The organism is Aurantiacibacter sp. MUD61 (assembly GCF_027912455.1).
Lineage (GTDB): Bacteria > Pseudomonadota > Alphaproteobacteria > Sphingomonadales > Sphingomonadaceae > Alteraurantiacibacter.
The window spans coordinates 1,321,832-1,347,863 of sequence record NZ_CP115446.1; the positions used below are offsets into that span (position 1 = coordinate 1,321,832).

31 protein-coding genes are annotated in these 26,032 nt (G+C 60.1%); 17 read left to right on the plus strand and 14 right to left on the minus strand.

The annotated features are described in order from the left end of the window. Positions 1-30: 30 nt before the first annotated feature. The 3 genes from galE (at position 31) to O2N64_RS06360 (ending at position 2,070) form a co-directional block, all read left to right on the plus strand. Positions 31-1,050 carry a UDP-glucose 4-epimerase GalE gene (galE, locus tag O2N64_RS06350; RefSeq protein ID WP_271079437.1) on the plus strand — a complete coding sequence of 340 codons (1,020 nt, stop codon included), beginning with the start codon at positions 31-33 and terminating at the stop codon, positions 1,048-1,050. A gap of 201 nt (positions 1,051-1,251) precedes the next feature. Continuing rightward, positions 1,252-1,377 (plus strand): type B 50S ribosomal protein L36, encoded by a 126-nt coding sequence (ykgO, locus tag O2N64_RS06355; protein ID WP_007165381.1) that lies wholly within the window; start codon positions 1,252-1,254, stop codon positions 1,375-1,377. A 72-nt stretch (positions 1,378-1,449) separates the two neighbouring features. Beyond that, positions 1,450-2,070, plus strand: coding sequence for an HAD family hydrolase (locus O2N64_RS06360; protein ID WP_271079438.1), 621 nt, complete (start codon positions 1,450-1,452; stop codon positions 2,068-2,070). A gap of 92 nt (positions 2,071-2,162) precedes the next feature. Here O2N64_RS06360 and O2N64_RS06365 read toward each other — a convergent pair whose 3' ends face one another. Then, positions 2,163-2,477: a CC_3452 family protein gene (locus tag O2N64_RS06365; RefSeq protein WP_271079439.1), complete on the minus strand. Its 315-nt coding sequence runs from the start codon at positions 2,475-2,477 to the stop codon at positions 2,163-2,165. Between the two features lie 154 nt (positions 2,478-2,631). Here O2N64_RS06365 and O2N64_RS06370 point away from each other — a divergent pair, with 154 nt between their 5' ends. Together O2N64_RS06370 and O2N64_RS06375 are read left to right on the plus strand one after the other, a co-directional pair. Next, positions 2,632-3,129, plus strand: coding sequence for a winged helix-turn-helix transcriptional regulator (locus O2N64_RS06370; protein ID WP_271079440.1), 498 nt, complete (start codon positions 2,632-2,634; stop codon positions 3,127-3,129). Beyond that, entirely contained in the window at positions 3,098-3,403 is a 306-nt protein-coding gene (locus tag O2N64_RS06375; protein ID WP_271079441.1) for a hypothetical protein, read from the plus strand. Before O2N64_RS06370 ends, O2N64_RS06375 begins: the two co-directional genes overlap by 32 nt. 33 nt (positions 3,404-3,436) lie before the next feature. Here O2N64_RS06375 and O2N64_RS06380 read toward each other — a convergent pair whose 3' ends face one another. Next, complete coding sequence (locus O2N64_RS06380) at positions 3,437-3,841, minus strand: hypothetical protein (protein WP_271079442.1); 405 nt, start codon at positions 3,839-3,841, stop codon at positions 3,437-3,439. Between the two features lie 36 nt (positions 3,842-3,877). Further along, positions 3,878-5,374, minus strand: a complete 1,497-nt coding sequence (locus tag O2N64_RS06385; protein ID WP_271079443.1) for a YifB family Mg chelatase-like AAA ATPase — start codon at positions 5,372-5,374, stop codon at positions 3,878-3,880. Between the two features lie 127 nt (positions 5,375-5,501). Between O2N64_RS06385 and O2N64_RS06390 the strand changes: the two genes are divergently transcribed. The 6 genes from O2N64_RS06390 to yihA all read left to right on the plus strand — a co-directional run bounded on the left by O2N64_RS06390 (position 5,502) and on the right by yihA (position 9,912). Next, positions 5,502-6,287 (plus strand): alpha/beta hydrolase, encoded by a 786-nt coding sequence (locus O2N64_RS06390; protein WP_271079444.1) that lies wholly within the window; start codon positions 5,502-5,504, stop codon positions 6,285-6,287. 69 nt (positions 6,288-6,356) lie between these two features. Further along, positions 6,357-6,491: a 50S ribosomal protein L34 gene (gene rpmH / locus O2N64_RS06395; RefSeq protein ID WP_160674864.1), complete on the plus strand. Its 135-nt coding sequence runs from the start codon at positions 6,357-6,359 to the stop codon at positions 6,489-6,491. Positions 6,492-6,826: 335 nt separating this feature from the next. After that, complete coding sequence (rnpA, locus tag O2N64_RS06400; RefSeq protein ID WP_271079445.1) at positions 6,827-7,207, plus strand: ribonuclease P protein component; 381 nt, start codon at positions 6,827-6,829, stop codon at positions 7,205-7,207. Continuing rightward, a complete protein-coding gene (gene yidD / locus O2N64_RS06405; protein WP_271079446.1) occupies positions 7,204-7,461 on the plus strand; it encodes a membrane protein insertion efficiency factor YidD in 258 nt (85 codons plus the stop codon). Before rnpA ends, yidD begins: the two co-directional genes overlap by 4 nt. A 6-nt stretch (positions 7,462-7,467) precedes the next feature. After that, positions 7,468-9,243, plus strand: a complete 1,776-nt coding sequence (gene yidC, locus O2N64_RS06410; RefSeq protein ID WP_271079447.1) for a membrane protein insertase YidC — start codon at positions 7,468-7,470, stop codon at positions 9,241-9,243. 27 nt (positions 9,244-9,270) lie between these two features. Then, complete coding sequence (yihA, locus tag O2N64_RS06415; protein ID WP_271079448.1) at positions 9,271-9,912, plus strand: ribosome biogenesis GTP-binding protein YihA/YsxC; 642 nt, start codon at positions 9,271-9,273, stop codon at positions 9,910-9,912. Positions 9,913-10,118: 206 nt separating this feature from the next. Here yihA and O2N64_RS06420 read toward each other — a convergent pair whose 3' ends face one another. After that, positions 10,119-12,428: an EAL domain-containing protein gene (locus O2N64_RS06420; protein WP_271079449.1), complete on the minus strand. Its 2,310-nt coding sequence runs from the start codon at positions 12,426-12,428 to the stop codon at positions 10,119-10,121. 208 nt (positions 12,429-12,636) lie between these two features. On the opposite strand from O2N64_RS06420, the gene O2N64_RS06425 reads away from it, so the two are divergent. Genes O2N64_RS06425 through O2N64_RS06440 form a run of 4 tightly spaced genes read left to right on the plus strand, consistent with a single transcriptional unit; the run spans position 12,637 to position 16,195 of the window. Beyond that, the gene (locus tag O2N64_RS06425; protein WP_271079450.1) at positions 12,637-13,314 is read left to right on the plus strand and encodes a glutathione S-transferase family protein; all 678 of its coding nucleotides are present in this window, start codon (positions 12,637-12,639) and stop codon (positions 13,312-13,314) included. A gap of 32 nt (positions 13,315-13,346) precedes the next feature. Further along, positions 13,347-14,453 carry a succinyl-diaminopimelate desuccinylase gene (dapE, locus tag O2N64_RS06430; RefSeq protein ID WP_271079609.1) on the plus strand — a complete coding sequence of 369 codons (1,107 nt, stop codon included), beginning with the start codon at positions 13,347-13,349 and terminating at the stop codon, positions 14,451-14,453. A 16-nt stretch (positions 14,454-14,469) separates the two neighbouring features. Then, on the plus strand, positions 14,470-15,726 hold the full coding sequence (locus O2N64_RS06435; RefSeq protein WP_271079451.1) for a dicarboxylate/amino acid:cation symporter: 1,257 nt from the start codon (positions 14,470-14,472) through the stop codon (positions 15,724-15,726). A gap of 55 nt (positions 15,727-15,781) precedes the next feature. Continuing rightward, positions 15,782-16,195: a YybH family protein gene (locus O2N64_RS06440; RefSeq protein ID WP_271079452.1), complete on the plus strand. Its 414-nt coding sequence runs from the start codon at positions 15,782-15,784 to the stop codon at positions 16,193-16,195. Here the strand turns inward: O2N64_RS06440 and nth are convergent. The 4 genes from nth to dapB are packed head-to-tail and all read right to left on the minus strand — an operon-like array spanning position 16,192 to position 19,366. Then, a complete protein-coding gene (nth, locus tag O2N64_RS06445; RefSeq protein WP_271079453.1) occupies positions 16,192-16,842 on the minus strand; it encodes an endonuclease III in 651 nt (216 codons plus the stop codon). The genes O2N64_RS06440 and nth overlap by 4 nt on opposite strands. A gap of 10 nt (positions 16,843-16,852) precedes the next feature. Further along, on the minus strand, positions 16,853-17,371 hold the full coding sequence (locus O2N64_RS06450) for a hypothetical protein (protein WP_271079454.1): 519 nt from the start codon (positions 17,369-17,371) through the stop codon (positions 16,853-16,855). Between the two features lie 60 nt (positions 17,372-17,431). Beyond that, on the minus strand, positions 17,432-18,610 hold the full coding sequence (locus tag O2N64_RS06455; RefSeq protein WP_271079455.1) for a M48 family metallopeptidase: 1,179 nt from the start codon (positions 18,608-18,610) through the stop codon (positions 17,432-17,434). A gap of 27 nt (positions 18,611-18,637) precedes the next feature. Further along, positions 18,638-19,366 carry a 4-hydroxy-tetrahydrodipicolinate reductase gene (gene dapB / locus O2N64_RS06460; protein ID WP_271079456.1) on the minus strand — a complete coding sequence of 243 codons (729 nt, stop codon included), beginning with the start codon at positions 19,364-19,366 and terminating at the stop codon, positions 18,638-18,640. Positions 19,367-19,401: 35 nt separating this feature from the next. On the opposite strand from dapB, the gene O2N64_RS06465 reads away from it, so the two are divergent. Beyond that, on the plus strand, positions 19,402-20,112 hold the full coding sequence (locus O2N64_RS06465; protein ID WP_271079457.1) for an NAD-dependent deacylase: 711 nt from the start codon (positions 19,402-19,404) through the stop codon (positions 20,110-20,112). Between the two features lie 30 nt (positions 20,113-20,142). On the opposite strand, the gene O2N64_RS06470 is transcribed toward O2N64_RS06465, so the two are convergent. The 6 genes from O2N64_RS06470 to mutM all read right to left on the minus strand — a co-directional run bounded on the left by O2N64_RS06470 (position 20,143) and on the right by mutM (position 25,244). Further along, a complete protein-coding gene (locus O2N64_RS06470; RefSeq protein WP_271079458.1) occupies positions 20,143-20,610 on the minus strand; it encodes a hypothetical protein in 468 nt (155 codons plus the stop codon). A gap of 120 nt (positions 20,611-20,730) precedes the next feature. Continuing rightward, positions 20,731-21,525 (minus strand): HesA/MoeB/ThiF family protein, encoded by a 795-nt coding sequence (locus O2N64_RS06475; protein ID WP_271079459.1) that lies wholly within the window; start codon positions 21,523-21,525, stop codon positions 20,731-20,733. A 118-nt stretch (positions 21,526-21,643) separates the two neighbouring features. Beyond that, positions 21,644-21,856: a hypothetical protein gene (locus O2N64_RS06480; protein ID WP_271079460.1), complete on the minus strand. Its 213-nt coding sequence runs from the start codon at positions 21,854-21,856 to the stop codon at positions 21,644-21,646. Positions 21,857-22,113: 257 nt separating this feature from the next. Continuing rightward, on the minus strand, positions 22,114-23,517 hold the full coding sequence (gene dnaA / locus O2N64_RS06485; RefSeq protein WP_333781578.1) for a chromosomal replication initiator protein DnaA: 1,404 nt from the start codon (positions 23,515-23,517) through the stop codon (positions 22,114-22,116). A 521-nt stretch (positions 23,518-24,038) separates the two neighbouring features. Next, complete coding sequence (gene rpsT / locus O2N64_RS06490) at positions 24,039-24,299, minus strand: 30S ribosomal protein S20 (protein WP_271079462.1); 261 nt, start codon at positions 24,297-24,299, stop codon at positions 24,039-24,041. 129 nt (positions 24,300-24,428) lie between these two features. Next, positions 24,429-25,244 carry a bifunctional DNA-formamidopyrimidine glycosylase/DNA-(apurinic or apyrimidinic site) lyase gene (mutM, locus tag O2N64_RS06495; RefSeq protein ID WP_271079463.1) on the minus strand — a complete coding sequence of 272 codons (816 nt, stop codon included), beginning with the start codon at positions 25,242-25,244 and terminating at the stop codon, positions 24,429-24,431. A gap of 56 nt (positions 25,245-25,300) precedes the next feature. On the opposite strand from mutM, the gene O2N64_RS06500 reads away from it, so the two are divergent. Further along, on the plus strand, positions 25,301-26,032 hold the full coding sequence (locus O2N64_RS06500) for a class I SAM-dependent methyltransferase (RefSeq protein ID WP_271079464.1): 732 nt from the start codon (positions 25,301-25,303) through the stop codon (positions 26,030-26,032).

Below are 26,032 nucleotides of genomic sequence, written 5' to 3' on the forward strand. Positions count from 1 at the left end.
TTAGGCCATTTCTGTTAAGGCGCTGATCCCATGACGACGACAAAAATTCCCGTTCTGGTGACCGGCGGTGCCGGCTATATCGGCAGCCATGCCGTGCTGGCTTTGCGTGATCGTGGCTGGCCGGTTGCAGTGATCGACAATCTCACCACCGGCTTTCGCTTCGCCGTGCCCGATGATGTGCCTTTCTATGAGGGCGATATCGCCGACGCCGATCTGCTTGCGCGGATTTTCGAGGAGCAGGGCACGCGCGCGATCATGCATTTTGCGGGCTCCATCGTGGTGCCGGAAAGCGTATCAGACCCGCTCAAATATTATCGCAACAATACGGTGAACAGCCGGGCCTTGCTGGAGGCTGCCGTCGGGGCAGGCGTGCCGCATTTCATCTTCTCCAGCACGGCGGCAACATATGGCATCCCCGATGTCTCACCGGTGACCGAAAATACGCCGACCGTGCCGATCAATCCCTATGGCTGGTCCAAGCTGATGACGGAGCAGATGCTCGCCGATACGGCTTTCGCGCATGACATGAACTATTGTGCGCTGCGCTATTTCAATGTGGCCGGTGCCGATCCGCAGGCGCGCAGCGGGCAGTCGACAGCGGGTGCAACGCATCTCATCAAAGTGGCGGTTGAGGCGGCGCTCGGCCAGCGTGAGAGCGTTGCGGTGTTCGGCACCGATTATGACACTCCCGACGGAACCGGCGTGCGCGACTATATCCATGTCAGCGATCTCGCTGCTGCCCACGTTTTGGCGCTGGAAGAATTGATGGCGAAGCCGGATACTTCGCTGACGATGAATTGCGGTTATGGCCGCGGCTTCTCCGTGCTCGAAGTGCTGGACGCGGTGGACCGGGTGACCAACCTCAAGATCGAGCGCGTGATGCAGCCGCGGCGCGCAGGCGATTCCGACTCGCTCGTTTCCGACCCAAGCCGCATCAAGAGGACGCTCCCGTGGGAGCCGCAGCATGACGATCTCGATGAAATCATCGGCCACGCCCTCGCATGGGAGCGAAAGCTCGGCGATATCAGGGGAAATTCGGGCGGCGACTAGCCGACCGCAAGGGCAAACGCCCGCCCGCAGGTGCCGCGCAGCGAAGCGGAGCGAGTGGCACCGAGGAGCTCCGGCGGATGCTGGAGCGTGAAACAAGCAGGCTGCAAGCTTGACTCAGTAAGTTCCTCCCCTTATCGGCGCGGCTTGAATTTCCGGCATCGGGGACTATCTCCGGTGCCGTAATATTTTCGGGAAAAGACCATGAAGATCCGTAACAGCCTCAAGTCGCTGAAGAACCGTCACCGTGACTGCCGCGTGATTCGTCGTCGCGGTCGCACCTATGTGATCAACAAGACCAACCGTCGTTTCAAGGCCCGCCAGGGCTAACCGGCGCCGTGCCGCCAGCTTTGCGCGGCACAGGTCTTTTGCAAAGCCTCCGCCATTGCGGGGGCTTTTTGCATGTCTGAGATCCGTCTGCCTTCTGCCGTCGTCTGGGACGTTGGACGTGTGCTGATCCAGTGGGATCTGCGCTGCCTGTTCGCGAAGATGATCGACGATCCCGTAGAGGTTGAGTGGTTCGTCTCCAATGTTGTGACCGAGCGCTGGCATCACCAGCAGGATGAGGGCCGCCCTCTATCCGAGATGGTGCCCGAAAGAATCGCGCAATATCCGCAATATGCAGAACACATTCGCGCCTATGCGACGCGTTTCAACGAGACGATCCCAGGTCCTGTTCCCGGCACGCATGATCTGGTCGCGCAGTTGGATGCGCAGGGCGTTCGGCAATTCGGGCTGACCAATTTCGGTGACGACTTCTGGCCGCTCTTCCGCCCGACGCAGACCGTGTTCGACGTGTTTGAAGATGTGGTGGTCTCCGGCACGGAGAAAGTCGCCAAGCCCGATCCGGCGATCTACGCGCTCGCAGAAGAGCGTTTCGGCCTGCCTCCGTCAGCTCTTTTCTTCATCGATGACAAGGCGGAAAATATCGCCGCTGCCAAAGCGCGCGGATGGCATGGGCATGTGTTCGAGGACGCTGCAAGGCTCGAAGCGGACCTTACCGCTCACGGCCTGCTCGGCTGATCTGTCCCAAAAAAGTGCCCCGACAGCCGCGAAGGCGCCGGGGCAATGGAGTGCCGCCCAGATGGAGAGGGGGCGGCGGGACCGGTGGCGGCTCAGCCGTTGCAGCGAGCGAGCAATTCATCCGAAATCAGTTCACCGCGAACTTTGAAGCTGGCGATCTGGCCAACTTCGCGCCGCAGCTGCGTGCACACGCGCAGCGGCCGGTGCCCGCTGCGGGGGCCGGTGCAGCTTTCGCCATCGCATCGGAACACGACGCCGCCGGCAATCGGGGTGGTCTCGTCAGTAGGTTCGGTCAGCGTCGCTTCGAAATAGTGTCCCGTGCTGCTCGTCGCCTGAGTGGCGGCGGGCGCGGCGAGAGCAGCGAGTGGGAGAAGTGTTGAGAGTGCGATCGTGGCGAAGCGGTTCATGGGAGGCTCCTTTGACAGGCAGTTCAGTTGCAACTAACAACCAGTTGCGACTCGCTACCTATCTAGGTAAGTTTCGATTAGCAACCCTTATTTGCGAAAGTTTTTGGCATTCTCGCAATTCCCTGTAGGAGGGTCACGGGACTGAGATGATTATATGGGCATAAGAGAACCACTGAGCGAACTGGGCTGCGGCCTCTCGCATGCACTTGAAGTGATGGGAGAACGCTGGTCGTTCCTCATCCTGCGCGCCGCGTTCAACGGCCTGTATCACTTCGAAGAATTTTCGCAGGAACTGGGCATTGCCCGCAACATCCTGTCCAATCGCCTCGTCAAAATGGTCGAACACGGTGTGCTCGAACGCACGCCGTGTGAAAGCGATCGCCGCAAGGTGGAATACCGCCTGACGGAAAAGGGTCTCGCCCTGCTCCCCGCCATGCTCGCGCTCCGCCAGTGGGGTGAGAAATACGCAGATATCTGCAACCCGAACCTGGTACTGGTCGATTGCCGCGACGGGCAGCCGGTGCAAACCATCGGCATCCATGCGCATGACGGCCGCGCACTGGGGTGGCACGAACTCGGCTGGCAGACCCCCGACAAAATCGGCACTCCGGTGGAGCGGCATGAGGGATACTACACCAAGGAAGACGCCTGACGGGCGCTACATCATCGTCGATGGACGTTTGTGGCGCGCGAGCAATCCTGCCCTGTCCGAAGAACGCCGCCAACACCTGGTCAACGAGCTGATGGACGCCCGCCGCGCCGTGCGCGATGCGAAAGGCGATCCGGACAAAGTCAAAGCCGCCCGCGCCAAAGTGCACGAGGCCAAAGTGGCCTTGGGCGAACGCGGCCCCGTGTGGTGGGACGACGGCGCGCCCGACTACAATCGCAAGCTGGTGAAGAACACGCCTTATGGGGACGGATATTAGCGGCATATTAGATGACCCTGTTGAGCTAGCTAATCAGAGATGCCGCTCACGATTCTGTGCTGCGGGATCGAAGGTCCACATTCGATAGCCGAGAAATATCAGTGCCGCGATTAAACCGGCGACTGCCGCGTAAGCGATTGCAGCTGGCGGTTGCATCTCAGCTTTCAGCAGCCAGAGGAATACTACAGACGCAATCGCCACCAAGAGGCTCGGTAGACTCATTCCTGCGAACCACCGGAGTTTCCCGGCTTTCTCGGCAATGCAAATCAAGACATTTGGAACAAGCGTCAAGACAATCCAAGGACTGCTAAATTCGCTTACGCCCATCCCACCCAGCAGAAACCAAGCAGCTGCATTGATCAGAAAAAGCGCACCCACCTTGGGGCTATTTTCAATTTCTAGATTGAGATGATGATGGGCCCGTTCGAAGATTTTCATACCTCTATTCGCTTTCCGCTAATATGAAACAAACCGCTAAGCCCGCGGCGGCTGTCTGCGATAACTCAGCGCCTCAGCGATATGCACGCGGCCCACGCGTTCGGCGCCGGCCAGATCGGCGATCGTGCGGGCGACGCGGAGCATTCTTGTGTAGCCGCGGGCGGAAAGGCGCATCGCTTCGGCGGCCTGCATCAGCAAAGTGCGGCCTGCGTCATCCGGTCCGGCGTATTGCTCCAGCGCGTCGCCTTCCAATTCGGCGTTGCTGCGTACGCCGCGCGCGGTTTGCACCCGGCGCGCTGCCGCCACGCGGCTGGCCACTTCGGCGCTGCCTTCTGCAGCCGGGGGCAGGGCAAGGTCCGCAGCGGAGACAGGATCTACCTCGACATGCATATCGATCCGGTCGAGCATCGGGCCGGAGACTTTGCTCTGGTAATCGGCGGCGCAGCGCGGGGCGCGTGAGCAGGCGAGCGCGGGATCGCCAAGATGGCCGCAGCGGCAGGGGTTCATCGCCGCGATCAACTGCACCCGCGCCGGAAAAGACACATGCGCATTGGCGCGCGCCACATCGACCTTGCCCGTCTCCAAGGGCTGGCGCAGCGAATCGAGCACCGCACGCTGGAATTCGGGAAGCTCGTCGAGGAACAGCACACCCAGATGCGCGAGGCTGACTTCGCCCGGCTTCACTTTCAGCCCGCCGCCGGTCAACGCAGCCATGCTTGCTGAATGATGCGGAGCGCGGAATGGCCGCTCCCGGCTGATGCGCCCGCCCTCCAGCGTGCCCGCGACCGAGGCGACCATGCTCACTTCCAGCGCCTCTGTCGGGGAAAGCGGCGGCAGGATGCCGGGCAGGCATGACGCGAGCAGCGATTTGCCCGCACCCGGAGGTCCATTCATCAAAAGATTATGTCCGCCAGCAGCCGCGATCTCGAGAGCGCGCTTGGCGGTTTCCTGCCCTTTAACCTGTTTCAGATCCGGCCCCGGTGCGGCTTCCTCCACTTCTCCCGGCTGCGGTTCGGCGAGCTGGGCCGTTCCGCGCAAATGATTGAGCAGGCTGGTGAGATCGGGCGCGGCGCATACGCGAATATCGCTCGCCCAGCGCGCCTCGGGTCCTTGGTCCGCGGGGCAGATCAGCCCCGACTCCTGCTCGCTTGCATGGAGCGCTGCGAGCAACACGCCGGGCGAAGCTGCGATGCGGCCATCGAGCGCGAGCTCTCCTACGGCGAGCCACTCGCTCATCGCTTCTGCGTCCACCACGCCCATGGCCGCTAGCAGCGCGAGCGCGATGGGCAGATCGTAATGCGAGCCTTCCTTGGGGAGGTCCGCAGGTGACAAGTTTACCGTGATCCGTTTGGGCGGCAGCGAGAGACCCATGGCAGAGAGCGCGGCGCGCACCCGCTCCTTGCTTTCACCAACTGCCTTGTCGGCCAGCCCGACGATATTGAACTTCGGCATGCCCGGCGCGAGCGAGCACTGTACTTCCACGCTGCGCGCCTCGAGCCCCAGATAGGCAACCGTGCTGACCATTGAAACCAATGTATTTTTCCCCCTTGTTCTATGGTGATAGCGGAGAACGCCGCGCTGTCGAGGGGAGGTGTCGTTAATTTAATAGCAACCCCGTCTCTTTGGGATTGCGCAGCATCGGCCTGCCACTTTGGCTGGCATGTTCCGGCATTTGTCCATCCTTGCAGCACTTATCGCTCCGCTATGCGCTGTGCCTGCAGCCGCGCAGCAGGGCGAGGTCGTGGTGGTTATCGAGGAATGGGTCGAGGTGCGCGGTGCCTCCCGTTACGTGTCGCCCGAGCACGAGGCGGCGGATCGCGATGCGCTGGCCGCCTTCGGACCCTTCCGCGTCATCGATGATCGCACGGCCGCGCTGGTCGATATCACCGACGGCCGCTCGCCTTCCCAATTTGCCGCCATGTTGTCGGCATTTCCGCAGATCGCGGTGCTCGAATTTATCGAAGCTCCGGGTACGCATAACGATCTCGCCAATCTGCGCGTCGGGCGCATGATACGCGAGCATGGCATTGTGACCCGTGCGCCAGAGGGCGGCTCCGTACGCTCGGGCGCGGTCGAACTGTTTCTTGCCGGTGTCTCCCGCGAAATCGCCGCCGGTTCGAGCTTTGCCGTCCACGGATGGCTCGACGATTACGGGATGGGTGCCGAAGATTATCCAGCTGGTGCTCCCGAGCATCGCCGCTATCTCGATTACTATTCCGAAATGGGCATGGATGAGGCGTCTGCGCGGGCATTTTACGCCATGACCAATTCAGTGCCCTTCGAGGATGCGCTGTGGCTGACCGGCGCGGAAATGCAAAACTGGATGAGCGAATCGCCAGAAGCTGCTAAGCAAGCCGCAGATGGTGCGCAGGACATGCCAATCATCGAGGCGGAAGAGGTAATTCCTCGGCTCGCCTATCTTGACTTGGACCCCGTCCTCCAGTAAGCGCGCCACCAATGTTTGCGGCCGCCCCCGTTTGGCGGCCCTTTTTGTTCATATTTGAAGGTATTTGCCATGAAGCGCACTTTCCAGCCGAGCAACCTTGTGCGCGCTCGTCGCCACGGTTTCTTCGCCCGCAAGGCCACCCCGGGTGGCCGCAAGGTCCTGCGCGCGCGCCGTCGTCGCGGTCGCAAGAACCTCTGCGCGTAATTTTCTTTGCGAACCCGCATCCGCGGGTTGGTCCTCGCTAGGCGCGCAGGCAAGCTGCGCCCGCGACGTTTACCCTGAGCGACTGCCGCAGGCAGGCAGTCGAAGGGGGCGGCCAATTCGGCCTTGCGGGCTCCTCTCGGAGCCCGTTTTTGCGTTTATAGAATAGGGTTTAGTTCGGGCGCGAAGCGACCGACCGAGCGCACGCCGCGACCCGCAGGTGCCGCGCAGCGGGAACGAAGTCCCCGCGGAGCGAATAGCACTGAGGACGAAGCCGCGGATGCGGCTTCGCAATAAAAGACTCCCCCAAACGTGCTGCACTACCTAGATAACACACCATGACCCCGACGGTCCTCACCAAACGCGCGGATTTTCTCGCGGCGAATCGCGGGCTGCGCGTTGCGCGGCCGGGTTTCGTGCTGCTTGCTCGACCTAATGGCGGCGAGGGTGTGCGCTACGGAATTACCGTCACGAAGAAGATAGGCAATGCGGTGGTGCGCAATCGCATGAAGCGGCGCTTTCGTGAATTGCTGCGTGCCGCACTGCCGGAGCATGGTCTGCCCGATCACGATCACGTGCTGATTGGCCGAGATGGTGGGGTGGAGTGCGATTTTGCGCAGCTTGGCGTGGAGCTGGAAGCCGCTCTCACCCGCGCTCGCGAAGGCAAAGGGGACCCGCCACGCCGCCCACGCAAGGGCAGCAGGAGGCCGCGCCGGTGAAGCGCGTTTTGATCCTCATCGCGCGCTTCTGGCAAGTGGGGCCAAGCCGCATTCTGCCGCCCACCTGCCGCTTCCAGCCCAGTTGCAGCGCCTATGCGATCGAGGCTCTCGAAAAACATGGTGCAATCAGGGGTGGATGGATGGCGCTCAAGCGTATAATGCGCTGCCATCCCTGGGGAGGGCATGGTCACGATCCGGTCCCACCGGCGCGCGCCGCCGCCACGCTCCCCGACACAGATAATCGCGACGGATAATTCATCTTGGACAATCAGCGTAATCTCATTCTCGCCGTAGTGCTGAGCGCGGTCCTGCTTTTTGGCTGGGACTTCGTCATGCGGACCTATTATCCGGAGCCGGAAGAAACGCCCGCCAATATGGCCGGGCGCGAAGACACGCAGATTGGCCGCGCCGATGGCAGTGTCGATGTGGCCGGGTCTGGCGAGGATGTCAGCGCCGAACAAGAAGTCGATCTCGACACCGCGCTCGCCAGCACGGAACGCGTCGTTATCGACGCGCCGGAGATTCACGGATCGATCAATCCGGTAGGTGCGCGGGTCGATGACATCGATCTCAAGACGCACCGTGAAACGGTGGATGCGGATAGTGACAATGTGCGCATGTTCTCGCCTGCCGGCACCAGCGCGCAGCATTATGCCGCGTTTCGCTGGGATGGAGATGGCGTTTCATTGCCTGGGCCTGAGACCGTCTGGAGCGTGGCCGACGGCGATCAGCTGACGCAGGAGACGCCTGTCACCCTGTCATGGGACAATGGTGCGGGCCTCACTTTCCTGCTGCGCTATGAAATCGACGAGCACTACATGCTTACCGTCACGCAGGCCGTGCGCAATGCGGGTGAATCCTCTGTCGCCTTGCGCCCCTTCGCCACCGTGACGCGCACAAGTGAGACCGCCAGCGCCAGCACTTGGAACGTCCATTCCGGTCCCATCGCGGCCACCGGAGAGGGCGTCGATTTCGATTGGGACTACGATGAAGTCCTTGAGGAAGGGCCGATCAATTTCGGCGGCGATACCGACTGGGTCGGCTTTACCGATATCTACTGGCTCTCGGCGCTTATCGCGCAGGAAGGCGAAGCGACCAGCGGCTATGTCCGCTCGCTCGGCAACAACCTTTATCGCTCCGAACTTCTGTATGATGCGGTGAACGTGCCCGCCGGCGAAACCGTATCGCGCACCACACGCCTTTTCGCGGGCGCCAAGGAAAGCGGAGTGCTCGATGAGTATGAGGCGCAGGGTGTTGAGCGCTTCGGCCTCGCTATCGACTGGGGCTGGTTCCGCTGGATCGCCTGGCCGATGTGGCAGGTGCTGATCTTCCTGTTCGGCCTCGTTGGCAATTTCGGCATAGCAATTATCTGCCTGACGCTGATCATCCGCATGATCCTTTTCCCGATCGCGCAGAAGCAGTTCCATTCCATGGCGCAGATGCGCGCGGTACAGCCGAAGATGAAAGCGCTGCAGGAACGCTACAAGGACGACAAGGCAGAGCTGCAGCAGCAGATGGCGAAGCTCTACAAGGATGAGAAGGTCAATCCGCTCGCGGGCTGCCTGCCGATTTTCATCCAGATCCCGATCTTTTTCGCACTGTACAAGGTGCTGCTGCTGGCGATCGAGATGCGCCATCAGCCTTTCACCTATATCGAAGACCTTTCGGCGCGCGATCCGGCAACGATCCTGAACATGTTCGGCCTGCTCGATTTTACCCCGCCGGGCTTCCTGGCGATCGGCGTGCTGGCGGTGTTGCTGGGCTTCACCATGTGGCTGCAGTTCAAGCTGAACCCGGCGGCAATGGACCCGATGCAGCAGCAGATCTTCATGATCATGCCGTGGGTGCTGATGTTCGTGATGGCGCCATTTGCAGCGGGCCTGCTGCTTTACTGGATCAGCAACAACATCCTGACGCTCGCCCAGCAGAAATATCTCTATTCGCGCAATCCGCAGCTAAAGGCGCAGATGGAGAAGGAACGCGAAGAAAAGGCCCGTGAGGCCGAGCGCAAAAAGGCGGAACAGGCGGAGGGGTAATCCCTTCGCCGGTTCGGAGACATCGCAATGACCGAGGAAGAAGAGCAGTTGGCAGAGGAAGCGCGGCGCCTGTTTTCAGGCCGTGTTGAATTCCTGCTGTCTGCACCGCAGCTTAAATTCCTGCCTGAGCCGGATTATCCGGAGATCGCCTTTTGCGGCCGGTCCAATGTCGGCAAAAGCTCGCTCATCAATGCGCTGACCGGGCGCAAGGCCATCGCGCGCGCATCGGTAACACCGGGACGCACGCAGGAGCTCAATTTCTTCGAAGTGGGAGAGCCAACGCAGTTCCGCCTCGTCGACATGCCGGGCTATGGCTTTGCCAAGGCACCGGTGAAAGTCGTCGCGAAATGGAAGAACCTCGTCAAAACCTTCCTGCGCGGCCGGGTGCCGCTGAAGCGGACGATGGTACTGGTGGACAGTCGCCATGGCTTGAAGGATTCAGACCGCGAGATGATGAAAATGCTCGATGAGGCCGCGGTCGGATATCGCGTCGTGCTGACCAAGGCGGACAAGATCAAGGCCAGCGCATTGGAAGCGGTGACCGCGAAGACCGAAGCTGAAGCGCGCAAGCACGTGGCGGCTTTCCCGCAAATTCATGTCACTAGTGCGGAAAAGGGCATGGGCCTCGATGAACTGCGCGCTGCGCTGCTGCGTGATGTGCGGCTTTAAGGGCCGAATTTGTTCGCGAGATTGCTTCTAAAGCGAACACAAAAAAGGGCGCCAGCGGCGCCCTTATTCGTATCTATAAAATCTCTTGGCTGAGGTTAGCCGCGCTGACCGCCACGACCAAAGAGCCAATCCCAAATGCTTCTACCCATGGGTTTTCTCCTGTTTGAACAGGATGAAACTGCATTAACCAAAGGTATTTGTAAAGTTTAAACTATGTTTTCCAGAAGCGTTTTTGGGTTATCCTTTTGAAATTTAATGATTTTATCGAAATCGACGGGCCGGGAAATGCCAAATCCCTGCGCCACGAGGCACCCGGAATCACGCAAAAGGGTTAACGTTCCGCTGTCTTCAACCCCTTCAGCAACAACGATGATTCGCAAATCCTTGCCCATCTGAAGGATGGAGCGAACGATGCCTTCGGCCTTGGCGCTGGTGGTCATTTGCGAGACAAAAAGCCGGTCGATTTTCAGCTCTGAAAACGGCAAGCGCAGCAGCGCTTCGAGGCTGGCCGCACCCACACCAAAGTCGTCCATCGAAATCTTTGGCCCGAGCTTGTGCAAGCTGTTCAGCACCTCGGCCGCGCGATCGATATTCGAAATACGATAGGTTTCGGTGATCTCCAGCGTCAGGCGACGCGGATCGAAACCTGTCTTGTCCAACACGTTGGATACCATGGTGACGATTTGGTTTTCGTGCACCAGCGTGGCCGAAATGTTGACTGCAATCGGCAGGTTGAGGCCTTTGTCTTCAAACGCATTGCCAGCCTTGCAGGCCTCCTCAAGGACAAAGCGCGTGAGCTGGGTCATCCGTCCTGCAGTCTCGCACTGGCGGATGAAATTGTCTGGCGGGATGTGGCCTTTTACCGGGTCTTTCCAGCGCACGAGTGCCTCGACGCCGATAATTTCGCCGGTCTGCACCATCACCTTGGGTTGGAAGGCGAGATAGATTTCGCCGTTTGAGAGCGCAGCATCGATGCGGGCTTGTAGCGAGATATTCCAGATCAGATCATCGTCCGATGCGGTATCGGCGATCGCTATCGGCTCATAAGTCTCATTGGTTTTTTCGGCGACTTCGACCGCTGATGCCAGTCGCCGTGCGACATTGGGGCTGGGTGAAATATCGACGCCGAAGGAAATTCCGACATCGACTTGCTGGTCTGACACAAGCAATGGAGCAGAGAAAAGGGCGCGCAAGCCTTCCAAATGCTCACGCAACAGGGCCGGATCCTTCTCATGCATGACCCATGCGATCAGGTGTCCCTGGCCAAGATAGATCGTAGCATCCTGCGTTGCCGCCTTCAGCCGGTTGGTAATGCGCAGCATATATTCGGCGTGCAGGTCTTTTGGCAGTGATCGGCGCACCTGCTCAAACCGGTGAATCTTGGCGACAATGATAGCGGGTACGGTCTCCGATACGTCTTTGTCGGTTTCCAGCGCCGCAAAGCTCGGCAGATTGGTTTCGAGATCGACCAGAGCGAAGGATTCTTTCCAGACGGTCCGCAGTCGGAAAATCGCGAAAATTGCCGCGAAAGCGAGAGCATCGGCAAATCCCATCCGCCAGCCGAGCACGGCAGCAAACGCGATGAAACCAAAGAGCGTAACAAGCAGCGATGCATACAAGGCCCGCCGGACCGTTCTTTCTGTTACCAAGCCGGCTATCAACACCAATAGCGCAAGAACGCCCGCGGCATAAATGCCAGGGACGAACCTTGTAACGCCTGCCTTCAGCGATTCTGCGGCAAACACATGGGTCAGAACGGATGGAATATCCCTCACGCCCGGAATGCTGAAGCCTTCGACCTGCGAAGCTTCAATGATGACTACCGTCCCGGCGAAGCGCGAAAGGTCGGCATCGGCTGGGCGAGCCTCTCTAAAGCTCATTGAAGGGATTGTGCTCAAGTCGAAGGAATAGTTGATTGGGAAATGGTTTGTTTCCTGTGGCTCAACACCGGCGGCCTTCATCGCGATTGAAGGACGCGGGCCTTCCGGTGTATCGACAAGTAATTCACCCTCCCAGTCAAACCCGAGAAAATTGAAGAATTTGTCGGAGGCCACTTCGGGAACGCCCTCTGCGATTTGGGCGACCGATTGCTTGGTTTCGAGTTGCAAAGAAACCGATTCAAAAACGCGCTGCGCAAGGTATGCTTCGCCGCTGAAATTGCGAAGCGAATTGTTCAGCGCTAAGTCCGCTTCGTTGGAAGTTGCTTGGGAGAACACCCCATCTACGTAGATTTCTGTCGCACCGGCTTCGTCGAGGCGATTGATCAAATCTGCCAATTGTATGCGGCGTTCTGGGAAATTGGGATCGGTGAGGTCGCTTTCCGTCCAGATGTAAGCAACCTCTCCAGAAGCTTCCTCGGAAATCGATAGATGCTGCGCGACCCAAATCGTCTGATCGACGGGGCTAAACAGTCCCATTACAGCGCACAGGCACGCAATCAGCCCTGCCCAAAGAGCATGCTTAAGGCGTTCAATACGCCGGGCTTTCGCCCTTCCTGTCGGTTTTGTGCCGACCACTCATACCCCTCATTTGAACGGGACTTGCCCGAAGGTCAGTGGCTGTCATGGCAGAGGATGGTTAACAAACCGGGAAGGCATTTTACATTTTGTGCGATAACCACGTCGGCCAAACCGGTTGAAACCGTGTTTTGGGCGGGCTTTCGTTCAGCCTCGACAGCGCCAATCTTAACCGTTAGGCCTCGCTGAAACGGGGAAAGAGCACTGCATGAAGCTGATTATCGGCAATAAGAACTATTCCAGCTGGTCGCTGCGCGGCTGGCTGGCGGCCAAGCAAAGCGGCCTCAATTTTGAAGAACTGATCGTGCACATCGCCGGGGAGGAATGGGAGGCGACAAAGTCGCAGCAAGGCGAATTCCAGCCCTCCAACGGCAAGGTGCCAGTGCTGTGGGATGGCGATGTCGTCGTTTGGGACAGCCTCGCCATCATGGAATATCTTGGCGACAAGGTCGGGCGCGATCGCTTCTGGCCCAAGGACGACGAAGCGCGCGGCATGGCGCGGGCGATGGTGGCGGAAATGCATTCCTCCTATCAATCGCTGCGCCGCAATTGCCCGATGAACATCCGCGCGAAAGTCGCGGTTGAGCTCAGCGATGAGACGAAGTCCGATATCGTGCGCATCCTCGGCCTGTGGGCAGAGGCGCGGGCGCGCTTCGGCAAAGGCGGGCCGTTCCTGTTCGGCACTTTCAGCGCGGCGGATATCTTCTACGCGCCCATCGTCAGCCGCTTCGTCACCTACGGCATCACCGTCCCGGGCTTTGCGCAGGCCTATATGCAGGCGGTGTGGGAACATGACTGGATGCAGCAATGGATCGATGCCGCGCTGTCCGAGGAATGGACCATTTCCCAATTCGAAATCGGTGATGCGCGGGAGAACGGCGCGTGAGCAAGGATCCGCTGGCCAATGCCCAGCACCTGATGGCCTGCGAAAGCGTGACGCCTGCGCGTGGCCCCGTCTTCGCCATGATGGAGGAAATGCTTCAGGCTATCGGCTTCGATGTGCATCGCTTCACCCGCGGAGAAGGACCAGAAGGTTCGGATGAGGAAGCGGTAGAGAATCTCTTTGCTATCCGTCGCGCACCAGCGGATTCGAAGCATTTCGCCTTTGCCGGTCATCTCGATGTGGTGCCGCCGGGCGAGGGCTGGTCGAGCGATGCCTTTGAACCCGAAATTCGCGGGGAGCTGCTCCATGGGCGCGGTGCGGTGGATATGAAAGGCGCGATTGCCTGCATGGTCTCCGCGGCAGCCGAAGTGCCGCAGGATGCAGGGACAATCAGTTTTATCATCACAGGCGATGAGGAGGGACCAGCGCTCCACGGCACACGCGCGCTGATCGACTATATGCGCGAAGCGGGCCAGACACCCGACCTGATCCTTGTCGGCGAACCCACCAGCGTAAACCGGCTCGGCGACATGATGAAGATCGGTCGACGCGGTTCGGTCAATATCTGGATCGAAGTCGATGGCACGCAGGGCCACGTCGCCTATCCGCACCTTGCCGATAATCCGCTGCCCAAGCTGGTCGCGATCCTCGCCGAACTGGATGCTCTGGTGCTTGATGAGGGGACCGACTGGTTCCAGCCGAGCAATCTCGAAATTACCGAGATCAACGTGCCCAACAAGGCGCATAACGTGATCCCCGGCAAGGCCAGCGCACGCATTTCGATCCGTTTCAACGACCAGCATACGGGCGCGTCGCTTTCCGAGAAGGTGACAGCGATTGCCGAGAAGCACGGCGGCACTGCACGCCCGATCATCAGCGGAGAGCCATTTCTCACTCCGCCGGGTGAATTTTCCGACATGATCGCAAAAGCGGTAGTAGCAGAAACGGGCGTCGATCCGGAACGCTCCACCACCGGCGGCACTTCCGATGCGCGTTTCCTGAAGGACATCGCGCCGGTTATCGAATTCGGGCTGGTCAACGCGACCATGCATAAGACGGACGAGGCAGTGGCCATCGCCGATCTTCATGCGCTAAGCCGCATTTATACGACCATCGCCTGCGAGGCGCTCAAGGCGAGCTAGGGAAGGGACGCATCACATGAAATTCTGGTTCGCAATTCCGCTTTGGCAGCGCGTGATCGCGGCGCTGATCCTGGGGATCGTCGTCGGCTATTTCTGGGGCGAGGATGCGACTAGCATCAAATGGATCGGCGACTTCTTTATCGCTTCGATCCGCATGCTGGTGGTGCCGCTGATCTTCTTCAGCCTGGTGGCAGGTGTCGCCGCCATCGGCGATCTTCGCAAGCTCGGCTCCGTTGGTGGGCGGGCGATCCTCTTGTTCATTGTCACCGGCCAAATCGCCGTGTGGCTGGGCCTTGGTCTCGGTACAGTGCTCGCCCCCGGTTCGGGCGTCGATGCGAGCGGCATGGATCTCGACCAGACGCGCCTCGAAAGCGCGCAGGCCGCACAGGAAAACGCCAAGACCTTCACCGACATGATCGTTGAGATCGTCCCCGCCAGCCCGGTGCAGGTGATGGCTGATGTGAATGTGTTGCCGCTTATCGTATTCTCGCTGCTAATCGGCATCGGCATCCTCATGGCGAAGGAAGAAGGCAAGCCGGTCCAGAAGGTGTTCGATTCCGGCGCGATCATCATGCAGAAGGTCACGATGGTGGTGATGGAACTCACCCCCTTTGGTGTGTTTGCACTGATGGCGTGGGTCGCGGGAACGCTCGGCCTCGATGCGCTGGCGGCGCTCGCGCAGCTGGTCGTGCTCAATTACGTGGGCTGTCTGCTGATCATCCTCGTCATCTATTCGGCGATGATCAAATTCCTCGCAAAGCTGCCGGTGATCGACTTCTTCCGCGGCATCGTGGATGCGATTGCGGTCAGCTATTCCACCGCCAGCTCCAACGCGACGCTGCCGGTCACGCTGCGCTGTGCGGAGCGTAACCTCGGCGTGTCGAACTCGGTCGCGGCCTTCGTGATCTCGCTCGGCGCAACGATCAATATGAACGGCACCGCCATGTATCTGGGCCTCGCGACGCTGTTTGGCGCGCAGGTGTTCGGCGTGGATTTGAGCTGGGGCCAGTATTTCCTCATCTCGATCCTGGCGACGCTGGGCGCAATCGGCGCAGCGGGTATTCCGGGCGCAGGTCTCATCATGATGGCGCTGGTGTTCGGCGCAGTCGGCGTGCCGCTGGAAACCATCGCACTGGTCGCTGGCGTGGACCGGATCATGGACATGATGCGAACCACCACCAACGTCTCCGGCGATGCTGCCGTGGCAACGACCGTGGCGAGCATGACCGGCGATCTCGATCGCGCGGAAATGATCAGCGCGGACGATGTTTAGGACAGCTCTACTACCGGTGATATTCGTCGCGCTAGCCGGGTGCGCGCCGCTGAACATGCCTGTCGACAATCCGTCAGACCTGGCTGTGGCGGGTGTTCCTGAACCGCAGGAAATCATGGATCAGTGGCTTGCTGCGCACAACGCAAATGATGCGGCTAGATTGGCATCATTATATGAGCCAGACGGCCGCCACTCGACAAACCTCACCTATCGAGGCCGAAACGAGCTAGAGGCTATGTTTGCCCGCAGCGTCTCGGATGTCGACGAATTCGAGGCACTAGACCGGCGGTTCGTGTTACAAGGCGAGTATGCTTTCGAGACCGGAATCGCCGTTCAGCGGGGCAGTGTTGATGGACAACGAATCGAGGTTCGCGGCGACTATATGATGCTGTTCGCTAGGCAAGCGGACGGGACATGGCTCATCCGTCACCTCGTTGCGGGCAATCCGCAAATGACCCGGATCAACTAACGCCCCTTAGGCTTCTCCAGAACCTTCTTCCGGAAGCTGCACAGATCGACCAGATCGCAGCGCCAGCATTCGGGTGTGCGCGCCTTGCACACATAGCGGCCGTGGAGAATCAGCCAGTGGTGGGCGTGCAGGCGGAAGGGCTGGGGCACGCGTTTTTCAAGCTTGGCTTCGACCTGTTCCGGCGTTTTGCCTTTCGCCAGACCCGTCCGGTTGCCGACGCGCAATATGTGGGTGTCGACGGCAAAGGTCTCCTGCTTGAACCAGCAATTGAGCACGACATTGGCCGTCTTGCGGCCCACGCCAGGCAGGCGGACGAGGTCTTCGCGCGTGTCGGGCACTTCCCCGCCATATTCGTCCACCAGCAGCTGGCTCAGGGCGATCACGTTCTTTGCCTTGGAGTTGAACAGGCCGATGGTCTTGATGTGATCGGTAAGCGCGTCGATCCCCAGATCGAGCATTTGCTGCGGGGTCTCGACCTTCGCGAAAAGCGAACGCGTCGCCTTGTTCACACCCACATCGGTTGCTTGTGCCGATAGCGCCACGGCGACGACAAGCTGGTAGCAATTGCCATATTCCAGCTCGGTCTCCGGCTCCGGATTGTGCTCGGCCAGCCGGCGGAAGAATTCAAAAATCTGGTCTTTGGTCATGGAGTATCCATTAGCGCAGCCAGCGCGACATGCCCGGAAAAGATTCAATGCCCTGCGCCATCGCCGTGCGAAGATCGGCTGTCATCCCGTAATAGCCGAGCATCGGCGCGCCGATATAGTGGCCGGTGGCAAAGGCGGTGCGCAATCTGGCGCTGTCATCACGGTAGCCACCGTCATGAAACAACTGTTCAAGCGTGACGCAGCATTGGCGGGCGGCGGCGAAGGACCAGGCAATGGCCATCATCTCGTCGGTCGGATCCGCCTCGATCGGGCCAAGGCTGGTGCGCTTGTCAGGATCGGCCACTGCGATATGCCCGCCTTCATGCAGCAGATCACTCGGCCAGACAGGCGTATCTGGATCAATCAGTAGCCTACCTTCGTAAATGGCGAGCCCATCGAGCAGCTGCGCCTCTTTCTCGCCTAGCAGGTCGACCTCAATGCCAACGTCCGCGAGGAAACGCAGACAGCGCCGGGCGACATCCTCACCCCCTCCCTCTTCGCGCCATGAGCAGTTTTCAGCAGCAACCATGCGCCTGACAAAACCATTTTCGCGCGGGCTTGCCAATCGTTTCGCGTCGTTGAGCTAGAGTTACTCCGCGCCGCCGTTGTCGGCTTGTGGATTGGCAGCTTTCCATTCCATTGCGCGGCGCACGCGGTTTTCGACCGTGGGGTGGGTGTAGAAGATCGCCTCTTCAATGGGGCCTGCGAGCGGATAGCGATATTCTGCCGTCTTGATCAGCGCGCCCGACAGGGCATCGGGGAGGCCGACATTTTCGAGCGAATAGGCATCCGCTTCACGCTCCCCGATGCGCGTCATCGCATTGGTGACGGGCGTTGCCAGCAGGAAGTAGAAGCCGAAAACGAAAGCGAGGACCGGCAGACCGCGAGGATCGGAGAGGGCCGCATCGGTGCCGAATTTGCGCGCGAACCAGCCATAGGTGCGGTCGGTCAGGAAGAAGACCAGCACTGCCAGGACACTGATCACGATTAGCGTGCGCCAGATATGGCCGAGGACGTAATGGCCGATCTCATGCCCGGTCACCGCCTTCACTTCATCAAGCGAGGCCTGATCCATCGCCACATCGGAAATCGCGATGCGCGCAGAGCCGCCCACGCCCGAAACGTTGGCCGTGAAATTGTTCGACTGGCGCGAGCCATCGAACATGAACACACGATCTTCGGGCACGCCTGCATCGGCGGCGAGTTCCAGCACGGCGTCGCGTACTTCGCCCTCGGGGATGTACTCATACTGGTTGAAGATCGGCTCGATCACGACGGGTGACAGCAACAGCAGGAAAGAAGTGGCGCCCGCCACCAGCGCGCCGCTCCACGCCCACCAGAACCGTCCCGCCTTGCGGATGAGGAAATAGAGGCCGGTCAGGAAAAGCCCGCCAAGCACGGCGCCAATCACCGTGCCGATGGCGCCCTGGCTGATGAAGTCCGCGAGTGGCTGGCTGGTGCGGCCATATTGCGTCTCGCGCCACCAATCCTCGTAAATGCCGAAAGGCAGCGTGAGGAGTGAACTCACGAAGACGTAGACCACGGCAATCGAGAAAGTGCGCAGGAAAAAACCGCGCGCGACCAGCTTCTCCGCGACTTTGTCCAGCACGCCGCTGCGCACGATGACCCAGGTGATGAAGGCAGAAACCAGCAGTCCTGCCAGAAGCAGCCAGTGATTGCCCGTGGTGTAATCGCGAGCGAGGGCCAGCTCCTCGGCGCTCAGCGTGTCGATATAGGCCTGTGTGGCAGCTGCCGGAACCAATGCCATGTGAATTCCCCTCCCCAAAATCGGGTATCAGAGATCAAGCACATCCTTCATCGTATAGCGTCCCGCTTCTCGTCCAATGAGCCATGCCGCTCCACGAACGGCACCGCGGGCGAAGATGCTACGGTTTTCGGCGCTGTGGGAGAGGGTGATGCGCTCTTCCTCGCCGGCAAGGATCACCGAATGCTCTCCGGCCACCGTACCGCCGCGAAGGGCTGCAAAGCCGATTGCCCCTTTCGCGCGCGCGCCCGTATGCCCGTCGCGCCCGCTTTCGGTTGTCTCGCTCAGTGTGATGCCGCGCGCATCCGCAGCCGCTTGGCCAAGCAGCAGCGCCGTGCCCGATGGCGCGTCGACTTTCATGCGGTGATGCATTTCGAGGACTTCGACGTCCCAGTCATCGCCAAGCCTTGCGGCGGCTTCATGCACCAGATGGGCGAGCAGGGTCACGCCCAGCGACGTGTTGCCGGTCTGGAGCACGGGAATATGCTTTGCCGCCTCGTCGATTGCTGCATGATGTTCGTGCGCCAGCCCCGTGGTGCCGATCAGGAGCGGAATGCCCGCTGCGCTCGCGGCATCGAGATTCGCCTGCAGCGCGGCGGGGGAGGAGAAGTCGACCAGCGCATCGCTGCGTTTGGCCAGTTCCGCAACGTCGCCATCTTTGTCCGCGCCGCCCGCGCACTCATGCTCGCCTGCGTCCAGTACCGCTGCGATGGCCTGCCCCATGCGCCCCTGGCTGCCGATGATTCCGATACGTGCCATTGCCACTCCTATGTGTGACATGCTTCATGCAGCGCATGAGCAGCATCCGCAACATCGTGATCCTGACAGGCGCAGGGATTTCCGCCGAAAGCGGTCTCAAGACGTTCCGCGCAGAAGACGGTCTTTGGGAAAACCATCCCGTGGAACAGGTCGCCACGCCGGAGGGATTCGCCCGCGATCCCGATCTCGTCCAGCGCTTCTATGACGAACGGCGCGCCAATGTGCTCGCCGCGCAGCCCAACGCCGCGCACGAATCCCTCGGGCGGCTCGAGGCGGAGTTCGATGGCGAAGTGCTCCTCGTCACCCAGAATATCGACGATCTGCACGAACGCGGCGGGGCGCGAAACACGCTCCATATGCATGGCGAAGTGCTCTCGGCATGGTGCCGCGCTTGCGATGTCCGGCACAAGTGGGAAGGGACATTGCGCGACGGACCGGATTGCCCCGCCTGCGGAAAAGCGAGCATGCGCCCTGACATCGTCTGGTTCGGTGAAATGCCGTATCAGATGGATCGCATCTTCGCCGCGATCGCGCAGGCCGACCTGTTCGTCAGCATTGGCACCAGCGGCGCCGTCTATCCGGCGGCAGGCTTCGTGCAAGAGGCGAACCGCGCAGGAGCGCGCACGCTGGAACTCAATCTGGAACGCAGCGCCGGATCGCACTTCTTCGACGAAACAAGGCTCGGCCCGGCGAGCGAGCTGGTCCCGGAATGGGTGGAGGAGCTATTGGCGGACAGCCCCACTTGAGCTGCCCGCCAATCGCTTGCGTCGTAGCTGTTATTCGGCGCCCAGCATGTTGATTTCGCGCAGCAAATACACGCCCTGTATTTCGCGAATTTCATTATACAGATTGATCACGGTTTCATTCGCTTGGTCCATATTGGCCTCACCCCAAGCTGCCATGAACTCGTCATAACGTTCGCGCGAAGGCTGCATGTTCTCGCCCGGAAAGGTGATAACCAGCATCAGGTGAAAGGATCCGCCAGAAGGCGCCATATTGGAGTAGATCCCGTAATCGACGATGTGGCCAAGTTCTTTCGCCACTTCGTTGCCCGCAACCCATGTAGAGTTCAGGCCTTCGAGATAGGTTTCCAATTGCCCGGGCTCGATGCGGACGGTGGTCAGCTCGACCACATTCTCCGAATATTCGTAATCCTCGTACTCACGCACCTGTGCCGCAGCCGGCGCACTGATTGCGGTCACCGCGAGCGCAGCAGCCATAGTAGCAAGAGTTAGTTTTTTCATATTTCCCCCCATAGGTTCGGACGCGCGTAATCGCGCAGGATTAACCAATGGGCGAGCGACCCTCCCCCTCACGAAGGTCGCCTAATGGTGGACACTTTATGAAGTTCGAGCGCGTTTGAGTCAATCGCGGTGGCTTGGATTGCACCCCCTGCACTCCGGATCCTTGGCAATCGTGATAGGCCGCATGCCGGGTTTCATCCCGTCCATCAGCTGTAGTGTACCCCAGGCGGGATCGCCCATGTTCGCAGCCTTGCTCACCAGAATGCGCACGGCCTGCATCGCAGCGAACGTACCGACCCAGCCGACCATTGCTCCGAGCACGCCGTCTTCGGCGCAGGTGTCGCAATCCTCCGCATCAAAGGCATCTCCGACGAAGCAACGGTAGCAGGGCTCACCTTCAAGGTGCCCCTGGAAGGCTGCGACCTGACCCTGAAAGCGGCCCACGGCGGCGGAGAGCAGCGGGATTTTCGCGTGGACGCATGTGTCGGATACGGCGAGGCGGGTGGCGAAATTGTCCGTTCCGTCAATGACAAGATCGGCGTCGCCGAACAGCCTCTCCGCATTTTCTGCGACTATGCGCTGGTCGTGAATCTCGACGCTCAGCTTGTCATCGAAATTGGCCAGCCACCGGCGTGCCGAAACGGCTTTGCCATGGCCTATATCGCGCGTTGTATAGATGGTCTGGCGTTGGAGGTTGCTCGCCTCCACATCGCCATCATCGACCAGAGTGAAGCGCCCCACGCCTGCTCCTGCAAGATATTGCAGTACTGGAGCACCGATGCCGCCGAGCCCGATGAGCGCGACATGGCTGCGCGACAAGGCCATCTGCCCCGCGCCGCCCAGTTCGGGCAGGACGATATGCCGCGCGAAGCGATCGATCCGTTCTTGCGACAGGGGGTGGGGTGGTTCGTCCATGCGCGCCTGTTGGCATTGGCGGGGCGCAGTGTCGACACTTTTGCTCAAGCCCGTCTGGAAGACGCGCACAAAAAAGCCGGCACTGTGGCCGGCCTTTCTGGATAAGTTTCGCGCTTGCCTAGACGGGCGCTTTATCAAGCCGCTGCTCGTCTTGGCGTAGGCGCGGCTTTTCCTCCCGCTCCTCTTCGAGGCGCTGCTCCTGCAGGCGCTCTTCCGGGTGGATGTCGTTATTCTCCGGCAGCTTGCGCTTCATCTTGCGATACTGCTGCACGCCCACGGCGGCACCTGCGCCAAGCGTCATGAGGGAAAGTGCAATAAGTGGACCAGCCATGTTAAATCTCCTGTAGTTATCGATTTAATCGATCAGGAGGTGCCTCGTTCCGAACCCAGCATCGCTATCACGACCAAGCGTTGCCGGAACGCGGCAGGGCACATTATCCAAGCAAAAACCGAGTCTTAAGTCTGTATCCAACCCAGCGGACGCGCATGTGCGCAAGGCTGTGCATAGCCCTGTGCAAATGCCGTCGATTTGCGGTGGATAGGCTGTGGTCCGGCGACGCAGGCAGGCCGCGCCGCCGGTAACCGGTCTCAGCTTTCGAGCTGGCGCAGCAGGCTGCGCACATCGCCGTCCATATCGGCATCACGCTCGCGCAGGTCCTCGATCAGGCGCACGGCGTGGATCACGGTCGAGTGATCGCGGCCACCGAATTTGCGACCGATTTCAGGATAGCTGCGCGGCGTTAGCACCTTGGCGAGATACATGGCCACCTGGCGCGGACGCACCACGGCGCGTGCACGGCGCTTGCTGCTCATTTCGCTGCGGTCGATGCGGTAGAATTGGCATACGGTGCGCTGGATCTCGTCAATCGTGATGCGGCGGCGATTGGCCGAAAGGATATCGGTCAGCTGCTCTTCGGCGAGCTGGAGCGACACTTCCTGCCCCGTCAGCTGTGCGTAAGCGATCAGCTTGTTGAGGCCGCCAACCAGTTCACGCACATTGCGCGACACAGTGCGGGCGAGGAAATCGATCACATCGGCGGGCACTTCGAGCGGCGCGAAACGCGTGAGCTTGGATTCAAGGATCGCGCGGCGCAGTTCGATATCGGCAGGCTGGATGTCGGCGACAAGGCCCATCGACAGGCGGCTGAGCAGGCGCGGTTCGACACCGTCGAGCGCCTGCGGCGCGCGATCGGCGGCGAACACCAGTCGCTTGCCTTCGGCGAGCAGCGCATCGATCGTGTAGAGCAATTCTTCCTGCGCGGCGGCCTTGCCGATGATGAACTGGATGTCGTCCACCAGCAGCAGGTCAAACGCGCGCAGGCGGCCTTTGAACTCGATCATCTCGTTCGACTTCAGCGCCTGGACGAATTCCACCATGAAGCGTTCTGCGCTGCAGTAGAAGATGCGGGCGCGGGGGAAGGCCTGCAGGTAGCTGTGGCCGATGGCGTGCAACAGGTGAGTCTTGCCCTGGCCTGTCGCGGCCTTGAGGTAGAGCGGGCTGAACTGCGGCTTCTCGGCCTTGGACATGCGCTCTGCGGCATTCTTGGCGAGCACATTGGTGCTGCCGGTCACGAAAGCGGCAAAGGTCTGGCTCGGGTCGAGGCCGACCGAGCTGGTGAAGCCGTCATCGCCGATCGATTCCATCGCCAGCGTCGCGTCATTGGCGGCGCGGTGGCCAAAGCCGTCATCCCCGCGCAGATCGAAATCGGCGATCTTGCGGCGGCCAGGATGCACTTCGACCTTTACGTGACGAACTTCGCCGCGGGCGATCTTCCAAGCGAGTGACAAGCGGTCGTGATAGCGATCGCGCACCCAATTGGCGGAAAATTCGGTCGGCAGGAAAAGCTGCAGCGTGCCGCTTTCCTTGTCGATCTTGCCCAGCTGGATCGGCTTGATCCATTGGGTGAAAAGCTGGTGACCAAGATCCTTGCGTAGGCCCTGGCTGATATCTGCCCAATCGGCGGCCAGGTCTACTGCTTCGTGATCTTCCATATTGTCCTCAACCGCTGTTTTTTTGGTGGCTCCAGAACGCCCGCTGTGCGGCCCCATTCTTATCATCTTGTGAACCCCGTCCCAATTATCGTGCGCCTTTGAAGGCTGCCCCTCTCATCGACGACACAGGCACAACTTCCCCAACCTGAAACCCGAGTATGGGAGCTTCAGAACCTTTGTCGTCGATAACTAAATATTTGCCGGCTGCGGTGCGATGCGCCGCGTCCAGAACCCTGTTATGAACGTCTCACGCCGGGGGGCAAGAGTGTGGTGACAAATTTATTAAAATATAGGTTCTTGACTCGCCTGTAAGCCGCAGCCTTCCGTTCAAGTCGCTGATTTCCCACAATAGTTATGTGACAGTCTCGCGAATCGCGGGAATCCCTAGATTTCTTGGAAGCGCTCTCGGGCAAGTTCGCAGGCGCAAAAAAAGAGGCCCGGGAAAACCCCGAGCCTCGTTCTGATTTCGTTCCGTTCTGACGAGCCGACTGCGCGCGAATCGCAGCCGCCGTGTCAGCGAATCAGAGAGCGGCGACGCGCTTCGAAAGCCGGCTCATTTTACGAGCGGCCGTGTTCTTGTGCATCACGCCGCGCGCAACACCGCGAGCGATTTCCGGCTGCGCAGCGCGCAGTGCTTCTTCAGCCGACTTCTTGTCGCCTTCGGAAACGGCCACTTCGACCTTTTTCACGAAGCCACGGATGCGGCTCTTGCGGGCACCGTTGATCTCGGCGCGGGTATTGTTGCGACGAATGCGCTTCTTGGCTTGCGGCGTATTGGCCATGTATAAATCCTGTATCTCAGCCGTCCGCGAACGGCCGGTCCATTGTCTCGTTAGAATCGGTAAAAGGGCGCAAAAAGCGCCGCATCGGCGGGGCATTTAGTGTCGCGAAGCGCTCAGGTCAAGGATTCGCTACGTTTGGCATTTCGGACAATACCACGTGCTGCGCCCGCCCTGCACGACCCGCCTGATAATTCCGCCGTCCCCGCGCACGCAGGGCTCGCCTTCGCGTCCGTATACCTGAAAGCGCGTGGCGAAGTAGCCGAGTTCTCCATCGGGGCGGGCGTAGTCGCGCAAGGTGGAGCCGCCATCGGTAATCGATTGGGTGAGCACATCCCTGATCGCGGGCACCAGCTTTTCCAATGCCGGCCGGAACACACGTCCGCCAGCCTTGCGCGGATTGATACCGGCGCGAAACAGCGCCTCGCACACATATATATTGCCGAGCCCTGCTACCACGTGCTGATCGAGCAGCAGCAGCTTGATCGCCTGTTTCCGGCCGCTGATCGCTGCGCGCAGATGCTCGACCGTCAGATCATCGCTCAGCGGCTCCGGGCCCATAGCTGCAAAGGCGGGCCATTGCTGGAGCGCTGGCGTGTCGACGAGATCGACATAGCCGAACCGTCTCGGATCATTGAGTGCGAAGCGATTGCGCGCGGTCTCTATAACAAGGTGATCGTGCTTCTCATCGGCTTCGGGATCGATCCGCCATCGTCCGCTCATGCCGAGATGAAAGATAAGCGTGCTGTCCCGGTCCGTATGAATAAGGCCGTATTTGGCGCGGCGTCCAAGGCTGCTCACTCTCGCGCCGGTGAGCGATTGAACCAGTCCTTGCGGGAAGGGAAAGCGCATGTCCGGACGATTGAGTTGGACGCGCGTGATCCGCTCGCCATCCATAAAACGCGCCAATCCGCGCACGGTTGTCTCGACTTCTGGCAATTCCGGCATGGCTACAGCCTTTAACACCCTTTGCGCGGGGCACAATTGCCCCTAAGTGAGCGGCCATGAGTGAAAAGGTATCCTTCGGCTACGAAGACGTGGCGCCCGATGAGAAGACTGCGCGCGTGGGCGGGGTCTTTTCCAATGTCGCGGCCAAATATGACATCATGAACGATGCCATGTCGGGCGGGATGCATCGGCTTTGGAAGGACAAATTCGTCAGCCGCGTGAAACCGCAGCCGGGCGAGGCGATTCTCGATATGGCCGGCGGCACGGGTGATATTGCCTTCCGCATGGCAGATCGCGGCGCAGATGTGGTGGTTGCCGACATCAATCAGGACATGCTTGATGTCGGGATCGAACGGGCGATGGATCGCGGGATCGATGGCTTGTCGTGGTCCTGTCAGAACGCCGAAGAGCTCACCTATCCCGATCGCCAGTTTGATGCCTACACCATCGTTTTCGGCATTCGGAACGTCACCTATATCGAAAAGGCGCTGGCCGAAGCACACCGCGTGCTGAAATTTGGCGGACGCTTCTTCTGCATGGAATTCAGCAACACCGAATGGAGCGGCTTCAAGGAAGTCTACGATCTCTATTCTCACAGGCTGATGCCGCAGATCGGCAAGGCGATCGCCAATGACGAGGACAGCTATCGCTACCTTGCCGAAAGCATCCGCCGCTTTCCCAAGCCGCCCGAATTCGAAGCGATGATCCAGCGAGCCGGTTTCGCGCATACGAAGGTTGAGAGCATTCTTGGCGGCGCGGTAAATATCCATTCCGGGTGGAAGATTTAA

Excerpts from the sequence above, each read along its gene's own strand:
- dapE (WP_271079609.1), top strand. The coding sequence starts at position 13,347 with ATGGCCTGCGAAAGCGTGACGCCTGCGCGTGGCCCCGTCTTCGCCATG.
- O2N64_RS06475 (WP_271079459.1), bottom strand. The coding sequence starts at position 21,525 with ATGGACGAACCACCCCACCCCCTGTCGCAAGAACGGATCGATCGCTTC.
- O2N64_RS06500 (WP_271079464.1), top strand. The coding sequence starts at position 25,301 with ATGAGTGAAAAGGTATCCTTCGGCTACGAAGACGTGGCGCCCGATGAG.
- ykgO (WP_007165381.1), top strand. The coding sequence starts at position 1,252 with ATGAAGATCCGTAACAGCCTCAAGTCGCTGAAGAACCGTCACCGTGAC.
- O2N64_RS06470 (WP_271079458.1), bottom strand. The coding sequence starts at position 20,610 with ATGAAAAAACTAACTCTTGCTACTATGGCTGCTGCGCTCGCGGTGACC.
- dnaA (WP_333781578.1), bottom strand. The coding sequence starts at position 23,517 with ATGGAAGATCACGAAGCAGTAGACCTGGCCGCCGATTGGGCAGATATC.
- O2N64_RS06365 (WP_271079439.1), bottom strand. The coding sequence starts at position 2,477 with ATGAACCGCTTCGCCACGATCGCACTCTCAACACTTCTCCCACTCGCT.
- nth (WP_271079453.1), bottom strand. The coding sequence starts at position 16,842 with ATGACCAAAGACCAGATTTTTGAATTCTTCCGCCGGCTGGCCGAGCAC.
- O2N64_RS06380 (WP_271079442.1), bottom strand. The coding sequence starts at position 3,841 with ATGAAAATCTTCGAACGGGCCCATCATCATCTCAATCTAGAAATTGAA.
- O2N64_RS06450 (WP_271079454.1), bottom strand. The coding sequence starts at position 17,371 with ATGGTTGCTGCTGAAAACTGCTCATGGCGCGAAGAGGGAGGGGGTGAG.
- O2N64_RS06440 (WP_271079452.1), top strand. The coding sequence starts at position 15,782 with ATGCCTGTCGACAATCCGTCAGACCTGGCTGTGGCGGGTGTTCCTGAA.
- O2N64_RS06370 (WP_271079440.1), top strand. The coding sequence starts at position 2,632 with ATGGGCATAAGAGAACCACTGAGCGAACTGGGCTGCGGCCTCTCGCAT.
- O2N64_RS06455 (WP_271079455.1), bottom strand. The coding sequence starts at position 18,610 with ATGGCATTGGTTCCGGCAGCTGCCACACAGGCCTATATCGACACGCTG.
- yihA (WP_271079448.1), top strand. The coding sequence starts at position 9,271 with ATGACCGAGGAAGAAGAGCAGTTGGCAGAGGAAGCGCGGCGCCTGTTT.
- O2N64_RS06360 (WP_271079438.1), top strand. The coding sequence starts at position 1,450 with ATGTCTGAGATCCGTCTGCCTTCTGCCGTCGTCTGGGACGTTGGACGT.
- rpmH (WP_160674864.1), top strand. The coding sequence starts at position 6,357 with ATGAAGCGCACTTTCCAGCCGAGCAACCTTGTGCGCGCTCGTCGCCAC.
- O2N64_RS06465 (WP_271079457.1), top strand. The coding sequence starts at position 19,402 with ATGAGCAGCATCCGCAACATCGTGATCCTGACAGGCGCAGGGATTTCC.
- O2N64_RS06480 (WP_271079460.1), bottom strand. The coding sequence starts at position 21,856 with ATGGCTGGTCCACTTATTGCACTTTCCCTCATGACGCTTGGCGCAGGT.
- O2N64_RS06375 (WP_271079441.1), top strand. The coding sequence starts at position 3,098 with ATGAGGGATACTACACCAAGGAAGACGCCTGACGGGCGCTACATCATC.
- rpsT (WP_271079462.1), bottom strand. The coding sequence starts at position 24,299 with ATGGCCAATACGCCGCAAGCCAAGAAGCGCATTCGTCGCAACAATACC.
- rnpA (WP_271079445.1), top strand. The coding sequence starts at position 6,827 with ATGACCCCGACGGTCCTCACCAAACGCGCGGATTTTCTCGCGGCGAAT.
- galE (WP_271079437.1), top strand. The coding sequence starts at position 31 with ATGACGACGACAAAAATTCCCGTTCTGGTGACCGGCGGTGCCGGCTAT.
- O2N64_RS06390 (WP_271079444.1), top strand. The coding sequence starts at position 5,502 with ATGTTCCGGCATTTGTCCATCCTTGCAGCACTTATCGCTCCGCTATGC.
- mutM (WP_271079463.1), bottom strand. The coding sequence starts at position 25,244 with ATGCCGGAATTGCCAGAAGTCGAGACAACCGTGCGCGGATTGGCGCGT.
- O2N64_RS06435 (WP_271079451.1), top strand. The coding sequence starts at position 14,470 with ATGAAATTCTGGTTCGCAATTCCGCTTTGGCAGCGCGTGATCGCGGCG.
- dapB (WP_271079456.1), bottom strand. The coding sequence starts at position 19,366 with ATGGCACGTATCGGAATCATCGGCAGCCAGGGGCGCATGGGGCAGGCC.
- O2N64_RS06425 (WP_271079450.1), top strand. The coding sequence starts at position 12,637 with ATGAAGCTGATTATCGGCAATAAGAACTATTCCAGCTGGTCGCTGCGC.